Annotated in this window: 13 protein-coding genes; 9 read left to right on the top strand and 4 right to left on the bottom strand. The window is 59.9% G+C overall.

All coding sequences use genetic code 11. The annotated features are described in order from the left end of the window. Positions 1–59: 59 nt before the first annotated feature. The 4 genes from ICY20_RS16895 (at position 60) to ICY20_RS16880 (ending at position 5352) form a co-directional block, all read left to right on the top strand. The gene (locus tag ICY20_RS16895; protein WP_194938049.1) at positions 60–2465 is read left to right on the top strand and encodes a TonB-dependent siderophore receptor; all 2406 of its coding nucleotides are present in this window, start codon (positions 60–62) and stop codon (positions 2463–2465) included. Between the two features lie 866 nt (positions 2466–3331). Beyond that, positions 3332–3853, top strand: a complete 522-nt coding sequence (locus tag ICY20_RS16890) for a hypothetical protein (RefSeq protein WP_159961571.1) — start codon at positions 3332–3334, stop codon at positions 3851–3853. 586 nt (positions 3854–4439) lie between these two features. After that, on the top strand, positions 4440–4802 hold the full coding sequence (locus ICY20_RS16885; protein WP_159961568.1) for a hypothetical protein: 363 nt from the start codon (positions 4440–4442) through the stop codon (positions 4800–4802). A 1-nt stretch (position 4803) separates the two neighbouring features. Then, complete coding sequence (locus ICY20_RS16880) at positions 4804–5352, top strand: type III secretion effector protein (RefSeq protein WP_159961565.1); 549 nt, start codon at positions 4804–4806, stop codon at positions 5350–5352. A 24-nt stretch (positions 5353–5376) separates the two neighbouring features. Here ICY20_RS16880 and ICY20_RS16875 read toward each other — a convergent pair whose 3' ends face one another. Continuing rightward, complete coding sequence (locus ICY20_RS16875) at positions 5377–6528, bottom strand: MFS transporter (protein ID WP_194938048.1); 1152 nt, start codon at positions 6526–6528, stop codon at positions 5377–5379. A gap of 173 nt (positions 6529–6701) precedes the next feature. Between ICY20_RS16875 and ICY20_RS16870 the strand changes: the two genes are divergently transcribed. The 5 genes from ICY20_RS16870 to ICY20_RS16850 all read left to right on the top strand — a co-directional run bounded on the left by ICY20_RS16870 (position 6702) and on the right by ICY20_RS16850 (position 13754). Continuing rightward, a complete protein-coding gene (locus tag ICY20_RS16870; RefSeq protein WP_159961559.1) occupies positions 6702–7670 on the top strand; it encodes a diaminopimelate epimerase in 969 nt (322 codons plus the stop codon). 301 nt (positions 7671–7971) lie between these two features. Further along, entirely contained in the window at positions 7972–9990 is a 2019-nt protein-coding gene (tssI, locus tag ICY20_RS16865; RefSeq protein ID WP_194938047.1) for a type VI secretion system tip protein TssI/VgrG, read from the top strand. Next, the gene (locus tag ICY20_RS16860) at positions 9990–10826 is read left to right on the top strand and encodes a DUF4123 domain-containing protein (protein WP_194938046.1); all 837 of its coding nucleotides are present in this window, start codon (positions 9990–9992) and stop codon (positions 10824–10826) included. Before tssI ends, ICY20_RS16860 begins: the two co-directional genes overlap by 1 nt. Then, on the top strand, positions 10819–11589 hold the full coding sequence (locus ICY20_RS16855) for a hypothetical protein (RefSeq protein WP_194938045.1): 771 nt from the start codon (positions 10819–10821) through the stop codon (positions 11587–11589). The genes ICY20_RS16860 and ICY20_RS16855 overlap by 8 nt, the downstream gene beginning before the upstream one ends. A 14-nt stretch (positions 11590–11603) precedes the next feature. Next, on the top strand, positions 11604–13754 hold the full coding sequence (locus ICY20_RS16850) for a lipase family protein (protein ID WP_194938044.1): 2151 nt from the start codon (positions 11604–11606) through the stop codon (positions 13752–13754). Here the strand turns inward: ICY20_RS16850 and codA are convergent. The 3 genes from codA to codB are packed head-to-tail and all read right to left on the bottom strand — an operon-like array spanning position 13751 to position 17484. Continuing rightward, complete coding sequence (gene codA, locus ICY20_RS16845; protein WP_194938043.1) at positions 13751–14986, bottom strand: cytosine deaminase; 1236 nt, start codon at positions 14984–14986, stop codon at positions 13751–13753. The two genes, ICY20_RS16850 and codA, sit on opposite strands and share 4 nt — an antisense overlap. A 27-nt stretch (positions 14987–15013) precedes the next feature. Then, entirely contained in the window at positions 15014–16219 is a 1206-nt protein-coding gene (locus tag ICY20_RS16840; RefSeq protein ID WP_159961541.1) for a PucR family transcriptional regulator, read from the bottom strand. Continuing rightward, the gene (gene codB, locus ICY20_RS16835; RefSeq protein WP_159961538.1) at positions 16216–17484 is read right to left on the bottom strand and encodes a cytosine permease; all 1269 of its coding nucleotides are present in this window, start codon (positions 17482–17484) and stop codon (positions 16216–16218) included. The genes ICY20_RS16840 and codB overlap by 4 nt, the downstream gene beginning before the upstream one ends. Positions 17485–17649 lie beyond the last annotated feature (165 nt).

Raw genomic sequence — 17649 nt, 5'->3', positions numbered from 1 at the left:
ACTGCAACTGGTTTGCATTAACGGCCGCATGCACTTGCGATCACAGGACAAGGTTCGACGTGAAAAAACTCACCCTTAACAACAATAAAATCTCCCGCTGGGCGCCACTGGCCCTGGCACTTGCCGTCAGTGCCGCCATGCCTGCGGCCTACGCTGGCGACGCCATCCATATCAAGTCCCAGCCCCTGGGTGCGGCGCTGAGCCAACTGGGCCAGCAGACCGCGCTGCAAGTGTTCTTCAGCCCCGACCTGGTCGCCGGCAAGCAAGCACCTGCTGTCGACGGCAACCTCTCTGCAGAACAAGCCCTGCGCCAATTGCTGCAAGGCAGCGGCCTGGATTACCAGATCGACGCGGGCAACGTGACCCTGCGCCCGCTGAGTAGCGGCAGCGGTGAAGCGGGTGCGCCCCTGGAACTCGGCGCCACCGACATCAAGGTGGTCGGCGACTGGCTCGGCGATGCCAATGCCGAAGTGGTGCAGAACCACCCTGGCGCCCGTACGGTGATCCGTCGCGAAGCCATGGTGGAGCAGGGCGCGATAAATGTCGGCGACGTGCTGCGCCGTGTGCCGGGTGTGCAGGTGCAAGAATCCAACGGCACCGGCGGCAGCGATATTTCCCTTAATGTGGGCGTACGTGGCCTGACATCGCGCCTGTCGCCACGCTCCACCGTGCTCATCGACGGCGTGCCGGCCGCGTTCGCGCCCTACGGCCAGCCGCAACTGTCGATGGCACCGATTTCCGCGGGCAACCTGGAGAGCATCGACGTTGTCCGTGGCGCCGGCTCCGTGCGCTACGGGCCGCAAAACGTCGGCGGCGTGATCAACTTCGTCACCCGTGCGATTCCCGAGAAATTTTCCGGCGAAGTCGGCACCACCCTGCAAACCTCTGCCCACGGTGGCTGGAAGCACGTCGATAACGCGTTTATCGGGGGTACCGCCGACAACGGCATTGGCGTCGCGTTGCTGTATTCCGGGGTCAATGGCAACGGCTATCGCAACAGCAACAATTCCAACGATATAGACGACGTGATCCTCAAGACCCACTGGGCGCCGACCGATCAAGACGACTTCTCGCTCAACTTCCACTACTACGACGCCAGCGCCGACATGCCCGGGGGCCTGACCCAGAAGCAGTTCGACGCCAACCCGTATCAGTCGGTGCGTGACTGGGACAATTTCAGCGGCCGCCGCAAGGATGTGTCCTTCAAGTACATCCGCCAGATCGACGATCGCACCCAGGCCGAAGTGCTGACCTACTATTCCGACAGCTTCCGGGGCAGCAACATCGCCAACCGTGATCTGCTGACTATCGGCTCGTACCCGCGCACCTACTACACCTTCGGCATTGAGCCGCGGGTGTCCCATGTGTTTGACATAGGCCCCAGCACGCAGGAAGTCAGCGTCGGCTATCGCTACCTCAAGGAAGGCATGCACGAGCAGGCCACTATGCTGGGGTTGATCAATAACATACCGACCCCGGACGGCCTCAACGACGGCCATGTCTATCAGGACCGCACCGGCGGCACCGAGGCCAACGCGTTCTACATCGACAACAAGATCGATATCGGCAAGTGGACGATCACCCCAGGCATCCGCTTTGAAGATATCCGCACCGAATGGCACGACCGCCCAGTCATCTCCCAGACGGGCGCCCGCACCACCGAAAAACGCCGCGAGGTCCACAACAACGAACCGCTGCCGGCCTTGAGCGTGATGTATCACCTCTCCGATGCCTGGAAACTGTTTGCCAACTACGAGACCTCGTTTGGCAGCCTGCAGTACTTCCAGCTGGCCCAGGGCGGCACGGGCGACCAGACTGCCAATGGCCTGACCCCGGAAAAAGCCAAAACCTACGAACTAGGCACGCGCTACAGCGACAACGTGTGGGGCGGCGAATTGACGTTCTTCTACATCGACTTCGCGGATGAGCTGCAATACGTCAGCAACGCGGTGGGCTGGACCAACCTTGGCGCCACCAAGCACACGGGGATCGAAGCTTCGGCCCACTACGACCTGTCGAACCTGGACCCACGCCTCGACGGTCTGACCGCCAACGCCGGCTTCACCTATACCAAGGCCACCTCCGAGGGTGACGTGCCATTCAAAGGCCGTGACCTGCCGCTGTATTCCCGTGAAGTGGCCACCCTGGGCTTGCGCTACGACGTCAACCACTGGACCCATAACCTCGACGTCTACGCCCAGTCGGGCCAGCGTGCGCCAGGCACCGGTACCACCTACATCACTGAAGGCACCGCAGACGGCCGATACGGTGATATTCCCGGTTATGTCTCGGTCAACGTGCGCAGCGGTTATGACTTTGGCGAGCAACTGTCCAACCTGAAACTGGGCGTGGGTGTAAAAAACGTCTTTGACCAGCAGCACTACACCCGCTCCAGTGACAACAACTCCGGGTTGTACCTGGGTGAGCCACGGACGTTCTTCGTACAGGCCAGTGTCGGGTTCTGACCTGCACCAGAAACGGAAAAATCGCAGCGCAATGCTGCGATTTTTTTTGCTCGATGATCCAGCCTCCTACTCGGTGCTCGGCTATTTGGAGCATCTTTCAGGAACTGAATCGGGTGGGGAAACCACACAGATGTTGCCTGTATTCATGCGCTTGGAACGGCATTGGATAGCCAGGTGAACCCTGTGATAAAGCCGGACTGGAGATTCAAATGTCTGTATCAGCCCTCGAAAAACCTGTTTCCAACTCACCCCCGTACGCTCCGCCGCCTAAACCTGAACTCAAAAACAAAGACGCGTTCGCCAGTGGGCAAACGGCTGACAAAGTCAGCTTTAATGCAGGCGATAACAAGCCCGGCAAGTTGTTTGCTGATCAACAGTCGACCTCTAAGGCGCGCACCGACGCTAACATGCTCCAGAGCAATAGCCGCCAATCAACGGCGTCGGATTCCCAGTCATCGGGGCTCCTCGATACCGTCAAGAAGAACCTGAAAGGTTGGTGTGGTGGGCAGCGCCCGCCAAAACCGGACCCTTGCCCGCCGCCGCCGTGCTACACCAAACCGCCGAGGCCACCCAAACCCTGCCCGCCGGAGCGTCCAACGCCGTGCAAGCCAGATCCCTGCAATAGCAGGCCGCCGGAGCGTCCAACGCCGTGCAAGCCAGACCCGTGCAATAGCAGGCCCCCAGAGCGTCCGACGCCGTGCAAGCCGGACCCCTGCAATAGCAGGCCGCCAGAGCGTCCAACGCCGTGCAAGCCAGACCCGTGCAATAGCAGGCCGCCTGTACGCCCAACGCCGTGCAAACCCGATCCTTGTCATGGAAAGCCTGACCCTTGGTTTTCGAACAAGAGCAACGATGATTTGGCGAAAATGCTGCTCAATAGCTTCGATGCTTTCAAAGACCCAAAGCAACCTCAGTACGTGACCACGCAAGGCATCGAGGCTATGGCCAACAAGCCGTTGACGGGTAACGCGGCCCAGGACCAAAACATTCGCCTGGCCCGGGAGTTGATGAAGCGCCCCGAACTGGTCAACGCAATGGATCGGCACAGCACCACGGGTGCACTGGACGGCTTGATCGATCGCCAGAAAATCCAAATGACCCTCGGCAGTCAGAGCCCCCTGAAGTACCTGGACGACAATAAGTTGGCTGGCGAGATGCTCAATCATTTCCGGGCATTGAGAGATCCTGACAACACTGACTACATCAACATCGACAAGCTGCGCGGAATGGCCCAATGGCCTACTGACGACCCGGTTCATGGCCGCCTGGCCTGGATTGCACAGGAGATCCTCAAGCGCTCCGATACGCTGGCAGCGGCGGACGGTGGTGATCATTGGGGCAAGGACGGTTGGATTCACAAGGATACGCTGCGCCAGATGGCTCATTGATACAGCCGCGCCACAGCGTCATTCATTGAACAGGGAAGTCGCCGCATGCTGGGCGATTTCCCTTTTGGGGTTTTTATGACGACGTCTTTTCTAAACACTCGCCCGCCAGAGTATCGGCAACCCGTAGACACGCCTGGCCAATGCGAAATACCAGGGGCCACCCGGGAACTTGAGACTGGCCCAGTACGCCATGCCTGCGAAGTTCAGCGGATGAAAGACTTTGCCGGACGGCACAGGTTCCAGGCACCAGTCGCTGATGATTTTGCGCGCGGCATGCTTGCACCCGGGCATGACCCGGTTGATGGTAATCGCCCGATTCGTGGTTCGCTGGCGTCGGTGATCCTTGGCCTACGGAGCCTGTGCACTGGGCAAAGGGATTAGGGGCGCAGGTTTGCACCCCGACTGACTCAGGCCGCGTGCTGTGAACGTTTACATGCTGTCATTGCTACGTGCCCGCCACTCGGAACTATTGCGTTCGACCCGCCACATATCGAAGACGCGCTTCGCTGGAGTCTGTTTGAAGACGTTGGCCACGTGTTCGTGGCTACCAGGTACGCGGGTATACGCAAATGGCAGGAGATGAAGTATGACAATTAATGGTGTAACACCGCTTGGGCTACCTGTGGTCATAGGTGCGGTAGATGAGCGCTCGATTGCCGCAACGCCCATGGTCCACAAGCCTGGCGATGACCAGCGCATCTATTGGGAGGTGCCGCCCACTCGGCGCGCTCTGGGTCGAGGTGCTTTGTCGTCGCTACGCTACCAGGCTTTACAAATCGCGCCGGTTATCCGCGCGAATACCACGCCGCCCGGCCAACACTCGACAGACAGTCAATTAGCGAGTGAGCTGGATAAGAACTTCGGTGAACTGCACTCATTTTTCAAGGACGGACGCTTGACGCAGTCATCTCTACGCACAATTGCAGCGCAAGAGCTATTGGGAGATTAAGGTGCGGGACCGCATTATCCTGGTGGTCAGGGAGATTCTCAAACGCCCGCTGTTGAACGACGCGATCATCGATTTCGAGGGGTTCATCACTCGCGATAGCCTTAGGGCCGCAGCGGCCGCATTACGAGGCAACAGTTCTCCCAGCGCTTTCAGCCAGGACCCTTTTCATGGGCAGTGCAACGCCAAGGTCGTCCTGGCATTGCAAGGCTATTTCAAACAGCTAAGGGACACGACCAAAGATCGGAGAGGCTTTTTCGAAGCTCTGGAGTATGTGGAAATCACCCTGCTCAGAACAGTGATGAACGACCCCGACGACACCGATCTCTTGGGGCAGCCCAGACTGGAACCAACGACCGGCTTGCCCACAAAAAAGTACAGCGAACACTGCGTGTACACGGCCAAAAACATCATCGAGAGGCCAGGGCTGTTACGGTCACTGGAGCGCGCCAACACCCCCCGGCTGTTTGGTCGACCCAGCCATGAGGGGTGGCTCAGTAATAAAAGCCTGGAGCGCTGGCTCGAACGCTACAAAATGTATAAAGCCCGATAGCCTCCGGTATTGAGAGGCTGGTTTCTAGACCTTGAGAATTTTGCCGCTGATTGCGACCCCCGCCAGTAACAACGCGATCAGAACAAAGGCTGTGTTCAGGCTGCTGCCGTGGGCGATAAAACCGATCATGGCCGGGCCTGCAAGGATGCCGGCATACCCCAGGGTTGTGATGGCGGGTACTGCGATGTGTTCGGGCATGACCTTTTGCTTGCCGACAGCGGAATACAACACCGGCACGATATTCGAGCAGCCCGCACCCACCAGCGCATAGCCCAACAGCGCGGTTTCCCAACCCGGCAGCAACGTGGTGAGCAGCATCCCGGCGGTAGCCAGCGCGCCGCCGATCACGATCACGCGGGTGGCGCCCAGGCGCCGTACGATGACATCACCTGTCAGGCGCCCGGCGGTCATGGTCAGGGCAAACGCCGCATAACCCAGGCCGGCATAGGCTTCGTCCAAACCACGCTCGGCGCTGAGGAACACAGCGCTCCAATCCAGCACCGCACCCTCGGCCAGAAACACGATAAAACACAGGCAGCCAATAAACAGCACGACGCCGTGAGGCACCGCAAAGGCTGGCCCTGAGCTTTCACTGCCGTAGGGCAACAGGTGCGGCCCTGCCTTGAGCAGTGCTGCGACCATGATGACAATCACCACCAGAGTCGCCTGCAGTGGTGACAAACCCAGCCCCAGCAAGCCGGCGACCCCAGCCGCACCGACAATACCCCCCAGGCTGAACAAGCCATGAAAGCCCGACATCATGGTTTTGCCACTGGCACGCTCGACGATCACCGCTTGCAGGTTGACCGTAGAATCCACCGTCCCCAGGCCAGCACCAAACAGAAACAACCCGACCATCAGCAGCGGGATCGAGCTGACCGTGGCCAGCATCGGCAGGGCCAGACAGATCATGATCGTGCCGGCCGTCAGCACACGACGGCAGCCGTAGCGCGAGGCCAGTGCACCCGCCACGGGCATCGCGATGATCGACCCCACTCCCAGGCACAACAACAGCAAGCCCAACGTGCCTTCGTTGAGTTGCGCGCGGGCTTTGGCGTAAGGCACCAAGGGTGCCCAGGCGGCGATGCCGAAGCCGGCGATAAAAAATGCGATACGGGTCGACATTTGTTCCAGCCGCCCGGGAACCAAGGGGGCGGAGGTGGGGATGGCAGTCATGAAAAATCCTTGGTCTTGCGTTCAGTGAACGATGTCCGGCGCGACATCCTTGCACATCAGGTCGCAGCGTGCGAGCCGCCTCCCACAACGGGCTGATCTGTAATACGCTGCCGGCGAGCTCTGTGGGTAACTGGATAAGTTGGGTGGATGAAAATTCTCTGGAAGGTAGTGACATGACCCGGTTCTATGATGCGCGGGGCAATATCTATGGGGTCGTAAGCCCCGAGGCTCTGAGCGGCCAAGGCATCGAGGTGCCGTCGAGCGCAGCCCGGGCGGCAAGTAATCGGGCGTCGTGGGCACCGGCAGCCATCGCCGCCGAATGCGGTTGGGGCTCAGTGCCGCCCCCGCCCGATGCCAAGGCCCACCGCTGCGATGGTCTGCTGGTGGGGCCGTTCCAGGCCGAGCCGCCTTTTGACCTGCTGATCGTCAATACCGACGGTACCCTGGCCGAACGCAGTGGTAACGGCTTGACCATCTTTGCCCAGGGGCTCACTGACCAAGGCCTGATGACCGCGACCTGTGAGCTGCGTGTGCATCACGACAAATTGGACGCCTTGTCACCCGTGGTCACGCAGGTTGAGCCGGCGGTTTACGAGCAGGCCGAGGGCTTTTGGCTCGCATTGGGTATGCCCGAGTTCGGGCCTACGGCGGTGGGGGCTCAAGGGGTTGAATCCGGGCTCAGCCACGTCAGCGAGCTGGCGGCGATCAACCCGCTGTGGTGGCGCAGCCAATTTGTGCGTGTGGGAAACCCCCATTGCGTGACCTTGGTCGAGCAGGCGTCGGCGTTGCCAGATAACCCGCAAATGCAGCAACCGGCGCTGTTCGAGCCCTTGAAGGCGATTGCCTTCGCGCCTCCCGTGGGCAACGGCCAGCCCTGCGCCGCTGGAGTCAATCTCCAATGGGCTGCGCGAGAGTCTGCCAAGCGCGTGATAGCGCGGGTGTTTGAACGAGGCGAAGGCCCCACGGCGTCATCCGGTACCAGCGCCAGTGCCGTGGCCTGCGCGGCGTGGCGAGCTGGCTGGGTTGAGGCGGGCGACGTTGCGGTGGTCATGCCAGGTGGCACTGCGCCGGTGCGTCTGCGCGCTCAAGCCGGGACGCTGCTGAGCGTTAGTCTGTTCGGGACTGCGCGGCCGCAAACCTGACCCCATTGAACCGCTGATGCCCTGAGCAAGTGTCAGCTGTTTCTCTTTTTATTAGTTACTTAAATAGCAAGTTTGTGTAGGGCATTTCATTCGCTGGTAAGTGGCAATTTGACTTGGTTTATATATTTTGTAAAAGATACTTCCAGCTAGTTCGTACGAAACTTCTTTTTTATTTTATGACGGCCGATTTGTGCCTGAAATCGCTAAGCTTGTTGGCGTTCAGGCGCTTTTTCTCGGCAGTGTATTCGGCGTGCAAAGGGAGAAAGTTTTCGGCGTGATAATTGATGGCGGGTAATAGCGGATGGATAGCGCGTTTGTATCGTCACGTTTTAAATTGGTTCTCCCTACTCTAAATAACGATTTTCAAGTGTTGGCATTCAACGGCAGCGAAGCCCTTGATCAACCCTTTTTTATCCAGGTTCAGTGGGTCAGTGAAAACCCATCCCTTGATCTGGAGGCACTGCTTCATCAGCCCGCTTATCTGGACTTTGGTGAAGCGAACGAAGGTTTGCATGGTCAGGTCCATTCCGTCGGGCGCGATGATCCGGGCCGACGGTTGACTCGCTACCATCTGACCCTTGCGCCACGCCTGGCTTCTCTCGCCTACCGGCGCGATCAGCGGATCTTCCAGCAGCGCAGCGTGCCGCAGATCATCTCGCAGGTACTTGAACAGCACGGCATCCTGGCCGATGCCTATGTGTTTGAACTCGGCCCCGTGGTGTACCCGCCGCGTATCTTCTGTGTGCAGTACGCGGAGAGCGACCTGCATTTTATCCAGCGGCTGTGCGAAGAGGAGGGCATTCACTTTCATTTTCGCCACAGCCCAGACAATCATATGTTGGTGTTTGGCGATGATCAGACGGTATTCGGCCGTTTGCCGGCGCAACGCTATTGCCCTGTCGGCGGGCCGCAAGCCGAGACGCAGGTTATCCAGCGATTTGATGTGCGCCTGGCTACCCGAGCCCAGAAAACGGTACGCCGCGACCGCGATTTCAAACGCCCTTCATTGCGCCTGCAAGACACCGCCGGTGCAACGAAGGCACCCACCCTCGAGGACTATCACTACCCCGCGGGTTTTACCGGCCGTGCGCGTGGTATGCGCCTGGCACATCGCGGGCTGGAGCGCCATCAACGTGATCGCTTTCGGGCGCTAGGCAAGAGCGACCTGCCGGTTTTGCGCAGTGGGCATTTTCTTGAATTGCGTGATCATCCCGATTCGTCCTGCAACGATTTATGGCTGATTACCTCAGTGCGCCATGAAGGGTATCAGCCGCAGGTGCTGGAGGAGGCGGCGCCTTCGACTGACGCATTCCAGGGCTACCGCAATCGCTTCACCGCGACGCCTTGGCAAGCGGTGCACCGGCCGCCTCTCAAGCACCCGAAGCCGACTCTGCTTGGCAGCCAGACCGCAACCGTAACGGGGCCTGCTGATGAGGAGGTGCACTGCGACGAATATGGTCGGGTGAAAGTGCGCTTTCACTGGGACCGTCTGGACCGGGCGGATGATACGAGCAGTTGTTGGGTGCGTGTGGCATCCGGATGGGCCGGTGACGGCTATGGCGTAACCATGACCCCTCGGGTGGGCATGGAAGTGCTGTTGACCTTCCTGGAAGGCGACCCCGACCAACCGTTGATCAACGGCTGCCTGCCCAACGCACTGCACAGGCCGACCTACCCGTTGCCACAGCACAAGACCCGCAGTGTGTTGCGCAGTCGCAGTTCGCCAGGTGGCGAAGGCGCCAATGAACTGCATCTTGAAGACCGCCGAGGCGAGGAACTCATCTACCTGCGAGCACAGCGCGACCTGGAGCAACAGGTGGGCCATGACAGTCGGTTGGAAGTGGCGGGGCAGCGACAGGAAGTTATCCACGGTTTGAGCACCGTTCACCTGGAAAACGAGGAGCATCACCAGGTCACTGGCGATCGTAAAATCGTGCTCAAGTCGAGCGATCATCTCGATGTGCAAGGCGATAGCCGCACGCATGTTGGCAAGACCCTGATCGTCGAGGCCGGGCAACAGCTGCACCTCAGCTGTGGTGCGAGCCTGGTGATCGAGGCGGGGGCGCAACTGAGCCTCAAGGCGGGCGGTGAGCACCTGGTGATCCAGGCCGGCGGTATTTTCAGCAGTCGGCCCATTACCCTGGGCGGCTCACCCGCTGCGATCCGCTTGGCGGGCTCCCTGATGGTGGCGGATGTGCCGAAGGTCGCTGCGATACAAGGCGCCATCATGCACTTGGCGGGTCAACTGGGGGCAGACTTCTGCCCGGTGTGTGAACGTTGCCGCGAAGGTCAATGCGATCTTCCGGGGAGGGCTGCGTGATGCCGAACATGCCAGGCCAATGGATGGCCCGACAGCAACAGGCTGGGCACCGGCTGTGCTTGATCCTTGAGGGCGACAACCAAGCACGTGAGTCGATGTTGGCGGCTCGAAGCCTGGAGCACTATCGCAGTCTCTACGCCGAGACTCGGGTTGCGCAGTTGGCGATGGCAGGTCCGGTCATCCTGCTGCTGGAGTCATTAAGTGAGCCCGTGTTGCTCAACCTGCTGCAAGCGCCCGAGACGAACTGGGGGTGGCTGGGCAGCTTGCCAAGCGACGACCTGGAGCCTGTCACTCGACATTGGCGCGACCGGCTGTTGGTGGGGGGGCAAGGCGAGCAGGTGATGTACCGTTTTCACGACAATCGCACCTTGGCGCGAGCGCTGGCGTATCTGAACCCGGACCATTGGCCAGCATTTCTCGGCCCATTAATTGGCGTGTGTTATTGGCACGATGAGCATTGGCGCTGCGACGAAAACCCCGCTCCCGGCGAGTACACAGTGCCCGACCCGGCCCCTTGGCTAGACACGCCAAACCCCAACGCCGGCGCCATCCTGCACGCCAATATCCTGCGCTATCTGCTGGCCGAACACAGCGAAGACCTGGCGGCATTGGTGGAGTTCCAGAACCCCAGGACCTGGCTCGCCCACGTATTGGAACAGGCCCGCGCCTGGCAGTGGCGCAGCCCTGAGCAATTGGCGTTTTTGGTGGTGCGCAGGTTGGCAGAGGCTACCCGTAACAGCGTTATCCGATGGCCGCCGATGGCTGGGGAGGCTCCGAGGGAGCACTTTGAGCGGGTGGTAGCACAGTGGGAAATGACGAGGGTGAAAGATGAGTAGGCAAAGGGTCGGCGGGTTGATAGTGCTGCTGATGGTGGGGCTTGCGGGGTGTGCGGGGAGGCCGGTTGATAACGTTACGTTGGAGGTGGATCTGCCGGCGCAGTTTCGGTTTATAGCCGGCGCCAATTACAGCCCGGCGACCGGGGAAACCTGCACGTTACCGACGCGTCGGGGCAAGAGGCCGGAGCGCAAGATTTTAATCACCCAATACAAGCCGGAGGCTGAACGGGTGAGCTTTGACTTGCCACTGTCGAAAGTCATTGAAGGCTGCCCTACGGTTTTGAGCAGTGTGGATTTTGATGTGCGTGCGAAATGGGGGGAGCGCCAATGGGATATGGGTGGAGACCGTGCGGTTATTGGTATTCGAGATCGTTGGGGTCACGGTAACGGTATGCCTGAGTCGGGTGTTCAAAAGTTGGTTGGGCGGTGTCATTGGATGTTCCGGACGGTAGGTCCGCTGCATGCAATCAGGAAGATTTTGCGGTGTCGCTCGTTGGACGCAGCGGGGCAGCAGAGGCTTGCGGGAGGAGTGGCGCAGAGAGATCAACTGGCGGGGAAAAAACTCCGGATGGTGCTGGCGCTGACTGATGAAGAACAGCCCTATTTTAACGATAACTGGGTGACTGTGCCGGGTGGGTGGAAGCGTTGTAAAGGCGATAGTTTTGAAGACATAGATGCTTTTTGCCGCGGCAATAGCACCGATTTTAAGCCCATAAAAATGCCGGATGGCCGTATCTGTGATGTCTATCCATCGTGTGAGTGACAAGGAGCAATTTCATGAAGTTGGATGCACGGAAGCAATCTTTTTTCAGTGACAGTAAGCCAGCGTGCGCGTTGCGAGGCGATTGGGTGAGTTTTGGTCTGGTCGATGAGCTTGGTATCGGCGCTGTATACGGTGGATTGCCGTATACCGTTCACGACAGTGCAGGGCAGCAGCATAAAGGTCGACTGGATAAAGACGGATTTGCCAAGCTTCAAGCTATTTACTGCGGCCCGGTAGTTCTTGTTTTTGATGACATATATTCAGGAATCGAGAAACCTTATAGCCGCCTTGTTGAGCGCCAAACATACCCACTTCCCATTACCGAGCTCCAGGTTCGTGCTGAACAGAGTCGGTTTGCTGAAGCTGATGGCCAGCGCGCTGACAATAATCCGGCCAAGCAAAAAGCCAATCGCTTCTATCAGGTTGAGGTCCGCGATCTGGTCCGCCTTACTGCCCATTTACCTCCGGTTGCGCAACGTACACATCCCCCCCAGCGACACGCCCTAAAAATGATGGCCGACCTGGGGTTCAGCCCGCCCCAGCCAACTTTGTCCGGGGTGGTGCTTTTTCCCAACCAGCACACCGTTCTTGAGGTTCGGCCACTGCGAGCCTTTCGGCCAATGCTTTCCACCGAAGATAGCTTCTGCGCATTAAACCTCTACCAATTGGCATTGATATCTACCTTAAGTTACTGCGACTTCGGGCAAGAGCCACCCAAAAGACCAACAGATGAGGTTCGCTTTCCCTTCGATCCAAGCGTGGGTCATTTATTCGCTGAGAAGCTTTCGGGTTATCAGGAAGCCTGGCGGGTAGATGTGGAGCAGCAACAGCGTTTCTATCCTATCTACGAGGAAGTCCCGTATTCCCAGCGTTTCGAGATTTTGCCTTTCGATCCTGAGTTGTATTCGCAGAACAAGCCAGAGTTGGAGAAGAACCAGGAGCACCCAGCAAGCTTGCACTTTTTCGATGATGTTGAGTTTGGTACCGACACCCAGGCTTTTGTCACTCATCATGAGGAGATCATCCTGATTGCTGTGCGGGGTACCGCTAGCGCCGCCGACGGGCTGCGGGATGCAAACGCCCATCAGGTGCCTTTCGCCGAAGGTGTCGGCAAGGCGCATGAAGGTTTTTATCAGGCCTACAGCGCGATGCGAGGTTTCGTGCAGCAGTACCTCGACCAGTTTTTTGCAGGCCAGCGGATACTCATCTGCGGCCATAGCCTGGGAGGAGCAATCGCTTTGCTTCTGGCCGAAGGCCTGCGGCGAACTTCAGACACCACTTACAACATCCTCCTCTACACCTACGGCGCCCCCCGAGCCGCCGACTCCGAATTCACCGCCGGCGCCGCAAACCTGGTGCACCACCGCATCGTCAACCACAACGACCCCGTCCCCAGTGTCCCGGCCCCGTGGATGAACACCACCGCCAAACTCTGGGTTCCCGGCGCCGTCACGCTGTTCAGCGCCCCTGCGCCTGGTGGGCTGTTATTCGCCGCAGGGCTGGTGCGCTTCGGTGGCAACCCTTATCAACACCATGGGGAACAACAACACTTCATGCCGCTTATGCTCCCGGACGGCACACAGTCTTCGGTGCTATGGAAGCCAGGTTGTGAGTCCATCGAAGAGGCAGGCTGCAATCGCGCGCTGCAACTGCATGGCGACATGCCAGACCGTGACAACCTGCTGAGTCAGCTATTCCAGGCCAGCCAGCACTTCATGACCGCCAGCTACATCCCGGCGGCCTGGGCAACCCTGCGCCGTTGGCAGCAGACCTTGGACAGCAATGGCCCGTTGGTGACCCCGAGGGAGTTTGAGCTGCTTGATCATGCATTGGCGAGCATGCGTCAGCAACTGCGAGAAAAGCGCCAGGAACTTGCTCGCCGCTCGCCGAGCGATGACCGTGGCTATGAACACCATGAGCCGCTGAACGCTGAAATCGACCGCTTGCAGACCAGCCGCGGGCGCCTCGAAACCTTGCGTTGGCGCCGCCTTGAAGCTCGCGATGTGTATGGCACGCATGCCCATTCCAGCCAACTGCAACTGAGCCTGAAACGTTGGTTCAGCCACCGTGAAAACCGCGAGTTGTCCCAGTTTGCCAGCGTCCCTCCCTCCATTTATAGCGAACGGGGGAGGGCGCATTCCTTGGATATCGACTCGATCGTTTAGACGAACTCTACCTGCGCCGGTTGACGCTTCATCAGCACCTTGCCGTTGCGGATCGAGTAAAGCGGCAGACCCTGGCTGCGAATAACCTCGTAGTCGCTGTCTGCCGAGAGGATCAACAGGTTGGCCGGGCGCCCAGGTTCCAGGCCGTAACGATCGCCCAAGGCCATGGCCTTGGCACTGTTGTCGGTGACCAGGTCGAGGGCGCTTTGCAGGTTGCGGTAACCGAGCATGTGGCAGATGTGCAGGCCGGCTTCCAGTACCCGCAGGATGTTGCCGTTGCCCAAGGGGTACCAGGGATCGACGATGGAGTCCTGGCCAAAGCACACGTTCATGCCGGCCTCCAGCAGTTCGTTGACGCGGGTTACACCACGGCGTTTCGGGAAGTTATCGAAGCGGCCTTGCAGGTGGATGCTCTCGGTGGGGCAGGAGACAAAGCTGATCCCGGAATGCCCCAGCAGACGAAACAGCTTGGCGCAGTAAGCATTGTCGTAGGAGCCCATGGCCGTGGTGTGGCTGGCAGTGACGCGGGCGCCCATGTCGCGGCTGCGGGCTTCTTCGGCCAGCACTTCGAGGAAGCGTGAATGCGGATCGTCGGTTTCGTCACAGTGTACGTCCACCAGGCAACCGGTGCGTTCGGCGAGGTCCATCAGGAACTTCACCGAGCTGACGCCTTGGTCTCGGGTGTATTCGAAGTGTGGAATGCCGCCAATCACATCGGCGCCGAGGCGGATGGCTTCTTCCATCAGTTCGCGGCCGTTGCGGTAGGACTCGATGCCTTCCTGGGGGAATGCAACGATTTGCAGGTCGATCAGGTGCGCGCTTTCCTGGCGTACTTCCAGCATGGCCTTGAGCGCGGTGAGGTCCGGGTCGGTGACGTCGACATGGGTGCGCACATGTTGGATGCCATGGGCGGCGAGGGCCTGGATGGTTTTTTTGGCGCGGGTCTTGGTGTCGGCCTGGGTGATGGTGGCCTTGCGTTCGCCCCAGCACTCGATGCCTTCGAACAGGGTGCCGCTCATGTTCCAGCGTGGCTCTCCGGCCGTGAGGGTGGCGTCGAGATGGATATGGGGTTCGACGAAGGGTGGGATCACCAGGTTACCGGCTGCGTCCAAGTCGTCGGCGGTCAGTACAGGTGCTGTTTTCTGTGCGGTGATGCTGGCGATCCGGCCGTGTTCCAGGTGCAGATCATGCAGGCCTTCACGGTTGCGCAGGCGGGCGTTGATGATGTGCATGGGCAAGTTCCTCTTGGCTAAAAACAATCAGGCAGACAGCCGCCAGATCATCAGGGCGATGCCGATGTCCAGGCGGTCATAAGAATTATCCAGCCTCAGCCCGCACAAGGCTTCGATTCGCTGGACTCGGTGTGTCAGGGTATTGCGGTGCACAGCCAGCCGCTGGGCGGCGGCCACAAGGTTACCATTCTCGTGAAACCAGGCTTCCAGGGTAGGCATCAGGCTTGGGCCGTGGTGCAAGTCATGGCGCAGCAGCGGCCCGAGGCGCTCACTGAGGAACTGGTCGAGCAGGGCGCGATCGCGCACGCCGCTGAGCAACTTGAGCACGCCCAATTCGTCATACACGCACAGCCCGGCGCGCTCGCTGAAACGGCGTGCAGCGGCTAGCGCTTGACGCGCCTCTTCCTGTGCCTGTGCCAGCCGCGCAGGTGGATGGGCGGCAGCGCTCAGGCCGATCAATAATTTGAGCGGTGCCAGGCGCAGGTTCAGGGGCTTTAGCCAGTTGGCCAATTGCTGTCGATTAGCCAAGGCCGCCACGGCATCCGAGGCAGGTAGCAGCAAGGTCCATTGCCCGGCGCGCCCCAGTACCGGCAGCTGTGCTGAAAGCTGATGCAAACGCCGAGTGATGCCATCGTGTTGCTGGGCCAATTGGGCTTCAACAGCCGCGGCATCGCCCTGGGCAAACAGCAACTCGCTGCCTTCCAACTGCAATTGCACCACCTGCCAGTGCCCCGCCAACGACATACCCAGTTGCACGGCACGATGCAGTAGCAACTCCAGGGACTGATAGTCGCCGGTCAGCAAGCGCTCCAGCACGTCGTGTCGCGAGCGCCCCAACTGCTCGGACTGAATCAGCGCCGACCCGATAGCCTGGGTGACCAGCACCATTTTCAGCGAGTAGGGCTGCTCGATCAGGGGCATCCCGGCGGCAGCGGCAGCGTCCAATAACCGTTGGGGAATCGCCTGGATATACGCCGGCCCCGTGAGGATCACCAACCCGGCCACTTGGCGCTGACAGGCCTCGTCCAGCATCTGCAGCAGATTCGCCTCATCCCGCGGGTGGTTGATACCGGTGATGAACACCAACTCGCCCCCCAGCACCCACTCGGCGATCCCGCTGTTTTCCGCCACATAGGGCCAGCGCACAGTGTTGTCCAGGCCGGCCTCGCCGGCACGCAGGTGCATGGACTCCAAACCCGGCAGGGTCAGCACATCGGCAACCGTCAGGCTCATGCTGAGGCGTCAGCCAAGGGCGCACGCACCCGTAGGACGGCGGTGAGCGCGATGTACGTCAGCGACGCGGCGGCAATCCCCACCAACGGCGCGACCCACGGCGAGTTAAATGCCAGCACCGTGCCCACCGCGTACGCCACCAGGCCCGGCCAGTTGAACGCCGGCAAGCGTGCATCCGACAGGCGCGGGTAATTGCCGCGATAGCGGTAGAAGAAGTCCGCCATGATCACCCCGCCAATCGGAGGAATCACCGTGCCCAGCAGAATCAAGTACGGCACCAGCATGTCGTACATGCCCAGCAGCGCCAGCAAGGTACCGATCACCGCGCCCGCCAGGGTCACGGTCTTGCGGCGCTTGGTGCGCAGCAGGTTGCAGCCGGCCACGGCGAAGTTGTAGATGGTGTTGTCCTGGGTGCTCCAGATATTGAGCAACAACATGGCCATCGCGGCCATGGCAAAGCCTTGCAGCAGCAAAACTTCCACCACGTCCGGTTGCTGATAGACGATGGCGCCATAAGCGCCGATCAACACCATCAGGCCGTTGCCGATAAAGAAACCAATCAGGCTGGCCAGTACCGCCACCTTGGCCGAGCGGGAAAACCGCGTCCAGTTGGTGGCCTGTGTCGCACCGCTGACAAAGGTGCCGAACACCAGGGTAATCGCCGTGGACAAGTCCAGCTCACCGGTCGGCACCACCGCCAGCAGCCCATCCAGCCCGCCGACTTTCACCGTGGCCACCCACATCGAAAGGCACAACAGGATGCCCATGGCCGGCACCGCGATATAGGACAAAATCTCCAAGCCGCGATAGCCAATGTAAGCCGTGGCGCAGAACACCAGGCCAAACACCACCATCAACGCCAACACACTGCCCTGGCTCAGCTCGAAATATTTGCCCAGCACCACCGCGGCCGTCGCGGTGCCCCACGCATACCAGCCGATCTGAGTAAAACCGAGAATCAGGTCGCTGAGCTTGCTGCCCACTTCGCCAAAGCAGAAGCGCCCCATCAATACCGAATTTAGCCCGCTCTTGAACGCGATGTAACCCAAACCTGCGGCGTAAATACCCAGCAACAGGTTACCCAGCGCCACGACGCCCAGCATGTCGGTAAAACTGAACGCCACCCCCAGCTTGCCGCCGGCAAACATGGTCGCGGTAAAAAAGGTAAAGCCCAGCAACACCATGGCGGTCGACGCCAGGCCTTTGCGCGCATGCATGGGGACTTCGCTGAGGGGGTAATCGTTGCCCGTTTCTTGCTGCGTCATGTGCCTTGCTCCCTGAATGAGTGACGCAGGCCTATTGCACCGTGCGTGCCAAATCAGAGGCAGTGACGGGCGCACGGTGCGCGTTGTGCACCGTGCACACTCTGTATAGCCAAACTGGGGAGAAACGCAGGAAGCAGTGTTCGCAGTGCCCAATCAGGCACGAAA

Source organism: Pseudomonas pisciculturae (genome assembly GCF_015461805.1).
Taxonomy (GTDB): domain Bacteria; phylum Pseudomonadota; class Gammaproteobacteria; order Pseudomonadales; family Pseudomonadaceae; genus Aquipseudomonas; species Aquipseudomonas pisciculturae.
Note: the sequence above shows the minus strand (reverse complement) of the source record. Positions and strands in the feature narration are given on the sequence as shown.

Excerpts from the sequence above, each read along its gene's own strand:
- ICY20_RS16890 (WP_159961571.1), top strand. The coding sequence starts at position 3,332 with ATGCTGCTCAATAGCTTCGATGCTTTCAAAGACCCAAAGCAACCTCAG.
- ICY20_RS16885 (WP_159961568.1), top strand. The coding sequence starts at position 4,440 with ATGACAATTAATGGTGTAACACCGCTTGGGCTACCTGTGGTCATAGGT.
- ICY20_RS16875 (WP_194938048.1), bottom strand. The coding sequence starts at position 6,528 with ATGACTGCCATCCCCACCTCCGCCCCCTTGGTTCCCGGGCGGCTGGAA.
- ICY20_RS16870 (WP_159961559.1), top strand. The coding sequence starts at position 6,702 with ATGACCCGGTTCTATGATGCGCGGGGCAATATCTATGGGGTCGTAAGC.
- tssI (WP_194938047.1), top strand. The coding sequence starts at position 7,972 with ATGGATAGCGCGTTTGTATCGTCACGTTTTAAATTGGTTCTCCCTACT.
- ICY20_RS16860 (WP_194938046.1), top strand. The coding sequence starts at position 9,990 with ATGCCGAACATGCCAGGCCAATGGATGGCCCGACAGCAACAGGCTGGG.
- ICY20_RS16855 (WP_194938045.1), top strand. The coding sequence starts at position 10,819 with ATGAGTAGGCAAAGGGTCGGCGGGTTGATAGTGCTGCTGATGGTGGGG.
- ICY20_RS16850 (WP_194938044.1), top strand. The coding sequence starts at position 11,604 with ATGAAGTTGGATGCACGGAAGCAATCTTTTTTCAGTGACAGTAAGCCA.
- codA (WP_194938043.1), bottom strand. The coding sequence starts at position 14,986 with ATGCACATCATCAACGCCCGCCTGCGCAACCGTGAAGGCCTGCATGAT.
- ICY20_RS16840 (WP_159961541.1), bottom strand. The coding sequence starts at position 16,219 with ATGAGCCTGACGGTTGCCGATGTGCTGACCCTGCCGGGTTTGGAGTCC.
- codB (WP_159961538.1), bottom strand. The coding sequence starts at position 17,484 with ATGACGCAGCAAGAAACGGGCAACGATTACCCCCTCAGCGAAGTCCCC.